This window comes from Kitasatospora sp. MBT63 (assembly GCF_000710465.2).
In the GTDB taxonomy this organism is placed as follows: domain Bacteria; phylum Actinomycetota; class Actinomycetes; order Streptomycetales; family Streptomycetaceae; genus Kitasatospora.
This window is the reverse complement of the sequence record NZ_JAIZ01000678.1, coordinates 32403-36462: the sequence shown is the minus strand read 5'-3', so window position 1 is coordinate 36462 and position 4060 is coordinate 32403. Positions and strand designations below refer to the sequence as shown.

Annotated in this window: 1 protein-coding gene and 1 pseudogene; one reads left to right on the top strand and one right to left on the bottom strand. The window is 78.0% G+C overall.

Translation table 11 applies throughout. From position 1 onward, the window contains the following. Nucleotides 1–116: 116 nt before the first annotated feature. Complete coding sequence (locus tag AA75_RS35750; protein ID WP_149038576.1) at nt 117–1091, top strand: hypothetical protein; 975 nt, start codon at nt 117–119, stop codon at nt 1089–1091. 317 nt (nt 1092–1408) lie between these two features. On the opposite strand, the pseudogene AA75_RS35745 reads toward AA75_RS35750, so the two are convergent. Further along, nucleotides 1409–4060 (bottom strand): annotated as a pseudogene (locus AA75_RS35745) (hypothetical protein); the annotation flags it as partial.

Genomic DNA, 4060 nt, shown 5'->3' with positions numbered 1-4060 from the left:
CGAGCCGGCCCGCGCCACGAGCCGGGCTGAACCCCGGATGTCCGGCGGTCCGTCGAGCAGGTAGCGGGGCCGGACCGTCCGCCCCGCGCGGACTCGGGGAGGCAGTCTTGCTGCGGATGAGCGGAGCGTGGCGGATCACGGTGCTCGGCACCGACACCGGGCAGGAGCGGCGCGTGGTCGCCCGCACCCCTCGCGGCACCTTGATCCTGCCCGGCCGGGTCGATGCGGTCCTGGACGTCCCCGCCGCCGCCGAATGGCACCTGACGCCGGAACACCTCGCCCCCGGCGCGGGCTGGCAGCCGTCCCCCTGGCAGGACACCGGGGCCGGAACCGTCCGCAGCCACGGCCTCTCCCTGCACCTCTACCGCCTCGACACCCCGACCAGGTTCGCCCCGCCACCGCCGCCGGCCGCCAGACCCGTGGTGCGGACCTCCAGCGATTCGACGCCCGGTGGCGGCGGAGGCGGTGCTGCGCAGCGCTGGGGTCGGGAGCCGGAGACGGGGGCGCTCGACGGCGGGCGTCGGGAGGAATGGGAGCGGGCGGAGTGGCAGGAGGCCCCGGCCACGGGGGCGGTGCACCGGCGGCCTGAGCAGCCCCCGGTCCCCGAGGGCTGGGAGTTGGCCCCGGTACCGGAGTCGATGCTCGGACCGGGGGAGGTCCGGGCGATCCGCCCGAAGCAGGGCCGGGCCCTCGGCCCGATGCGCGGCGTGGAGGCACGGCCGGCCACTCCGGCGCGGCAGGCCACCGGGCAGGAGACCGTCCTCGACGCCTTGGCCGGGCACGACGCGGGCGCTGGGTCGGCACCGCGCCGTGCGCCCGCGTTCCGGAAGGCGGAACGCGATGCCCCGGAGCCGGGGGAGCGCCGGACGCCCGCGCTCTGGGACGTCGAGGACGACGAGTCCGAAACGGCCGACGGCCGGCCGGGACGGGAGGCCCCCGGTGCGCGGCGCACCGCGAACAGCGGCCCCGTGGAGCCCGGCTGGCGGAGGGCGGCGCGCGGTGTACTTCCGGCGGCCGGTCGCCTGTCGGCGCCGGAGGAGGCCACGGGGCCGACGGCGCGCACCGTCGGGACTGGCCGCTCGGAGGCCTGAGGAGCGGGCCCGCTGGGGCGGAGTGGTGGGCCGAGCGGTGTGCCGCCGGAGCGACGCCGGCCACAACGTGGCGCGCCGTGGCCGTCCGGCTCCGTGGACCGGCGGCCCCGCAGGCTTGCCGCTGGCAGGGCGTCAGTACGACTGTGCCGCGGAGATGATGACCCGGGCGGGGGATCGATCCTGCCTGATGCCTGCCGCCCGACCGTGGGGGCCGGGGGTAACTCGTTGACGCAACGTCAACACACTTGTGTCGCCATCATGTTGAGCCAGGTATGGGGCTGATCCTGTCCGGGGAGCCGTCGCAAGCCAGGTCGGGACTACCCGGGGTCCGGTGCGGGGCAGAGTTCCACTCCCGGCGTGAGGTGGAAGCGCCCGGGGTGTTCGATCGTCCGGCGTTCGGCCGTGCTCAGCCGGTCGCGGCGGTCCAGCCAGGAGTGCAGACGGGTCAGGGCGTCGCGGTCGCGCCCGGCCGGATCGGCGTCCGTGCCGCCGGACTCGCGCAGCAGCACCCGTGCGGGCCCGTCTGCCGGGTCGGCGGTCGGCAGCACCTCGAGGACGGTGAACGCGGTGGCCGGGGGGAAGGTGGCCCGGGTCTCCTCCGGGCCGACCGCGAACGCGGAGGTGCGTCGGCCGGTGACCGACCAGATCACGAACTCCACCGGAGAGCCCGGCAGTTCGGCGGCGGCTGTGGTCAGGCCGGTGACCGGGCCCGGCTCGGTCAGCTGCTGCCCCACCCGGTACTGCGCCAGTAGGTCGTCCCGATCCGACCCGGGTGGGGCCGTGAGCAGGACCGCGCCGTGGTGGCTCGGCAGCCGACGCAGCCCGGAGCCCAGGCAGCGCAGGAACGGCGCGAGCCGGGGGTCGCCGGAGCGGGCCGCCGCGACCAGTTCGTCCCGGTCGGCCGGAACGCCTGCGTCGGTGTGGTGCAGCAGGACGGCCACCAGGTCCGGTTTGATGTCGTCCCCGGTGGTGAACCGCAGGCCGGGAAGCCGGGTCCAAAGCTGTTCCACCCCGCCCGAGCACCGGCGGTAGTACTCGCCGAGCAGCGCCCGGACGGCCTCCCGGTCCTCGACGGTGCTGACCCCGGTGGGTGCGGGTGCGGAAAGGCCCTCGGACCGGAGCAGACGCGGCACGGACTTGCCTGACGCGGAAGCGCCCGGGGTGTCCCCGAGCGGGGGCGCGGACACCGGGTCGGGCCGGGGTCGTGCGCCGGGCTCGGGCTGCTCGTCGGTCGGGGGAACAGGGACGGTGTCGGGCGGGGGGATTGACGGCGCGTCGGTCCGCGGGGGCGAGGATGCCGGTGGCGCTCCGGTCCACGAGGACTCCGCCGGGGCGCCGTCCGGGGCGTCGGCCGGTCGGGCCGGTTCGGCGGCCGGCCGTGACGGTGTGCCTGCGGAGGCGGTCGCGGTGGGCTCCCCGGTCTCCGGCGCGGACGAGGCGCCGAGGGCGGGGAGGTAGGGGAGGTCGGGGCCGCCGGAGGCCGTGGGGCGGGCGGTCGGGCCGATCGGTGCGACGGCCTCGGGTCCGGTCGCAGCGGAGGTGGAGGTCCGGACGGGCGGGGCCGTGGCCGGCGGGGGCACGGGCCGCTGGTGGTTCCGGACGGGCGGTGGCGGCGGGGCGACGGCGCCGTAGCGGACGGGCACGGGGCGCGGCGGGGCGCCGACGGGCTGTTCGGGGCCGAGCCAGTCGAGGTCGTGGGTGCGGGCGACGAAGCGCGCGACGGGGACGGCGGCCGGTTCGAGCAGGCCGTGGACGAGCAGGCCGAAGCCGTGCACCCCGACGGCGGGGAGCCGGTCGAGGAGGCAGCCGAGCTCCTCGAACACGTCCGGGGCGACCGGGCGGTCGCGTTCGCCGACGATCAGCAGCGGACGGGTCGCCTCGGGCCGGCGGAACCGCGGAGTCAGCACGTGCGGCGGTTCGGGTCGCAGCCAGAGGCCGGCCGGGACGGCCTCCAGCGCCCAGTGCGGGAACGCGGCGAAGACGGCCGGCCGTTCGGTGCGCCAGTCGGCGCCGCCGTTGTGCCAGGCGACGGGGGCGACGGCGTCGCCGGGAACGGCGGCGAGCTGCAGCAGGAACGGCTCCCAGCGGGGGTGCCCGTGGGCATCCAGGACGCGCGAGGAGGGACCGGTCGACCCGGCCATGGGCACCCCGATCGAGGCGTGCACGGGCCGGTCCAGGCGGGTGGTGAGCGCGGCGGTGAGCGCGGCGAGTTCGTCGGGGGCCGCCCACGGTGCGCTGACCACCAGCCGGTCGGGGGCGACGGGCAGCGCGGTGACGGCGGCGACGAAGTCCTCGGGCAGCAGGACGGGCGCGGCGGGCGTACCGACCACCAGGACGGTGCTGCCGAGCGGACCGGCGGCCATCGCGAGTCCGGGCAGCGGGCCGGGGGCGGGGGCCGCGACGTGCGTGAGCCAGTACCCTGCGGGCAGCCTTCGCACCCGGACGGTCGGCGGGACGGAGGACCGGAGCGCAGGGACCGCGGTGGGCACGAGGGCCGCCCGGCGGGCGCGGCGGGGGGCGGCGTCGGGGGCGCAGTACCACCAGGAGGCGGGTCCGGACGCGCCGTCCGGGGCGAGCACGTCGAGGTCGCCGTCGGGGGTGATCTCCACCAGGCCGTCGGGGGCGATCACCGGAAGCCCGGCCCGGGCGGCGACCACCTCGGCGGGGCGGCGGCCGTTCGGGGCGCGCGCGGCCAGGCCGGACGCGGCCAGCACCAGGACGTTCGCGCCGCGAGCGCGGGCGAGGTCGCCGAGCTCGCCCATCCGGTCGCGCAGCACGGGCGCGGCGTCGGCGGCGGCGGCCACCACCACCAGGCTGTCCGGGATCGGCCGCAGGACCCCGACCGCCGCCCACAGGCCGTCGTAGTTGGCCGAGGCCGGGGCGATCACGACGTGCGGCCCCAGCTCCCGCAGCTCGGAGCGGTGCGCCAGCCCGGCGGGTTCCGGCCGCGCGACCTCGGACGCCGGGCC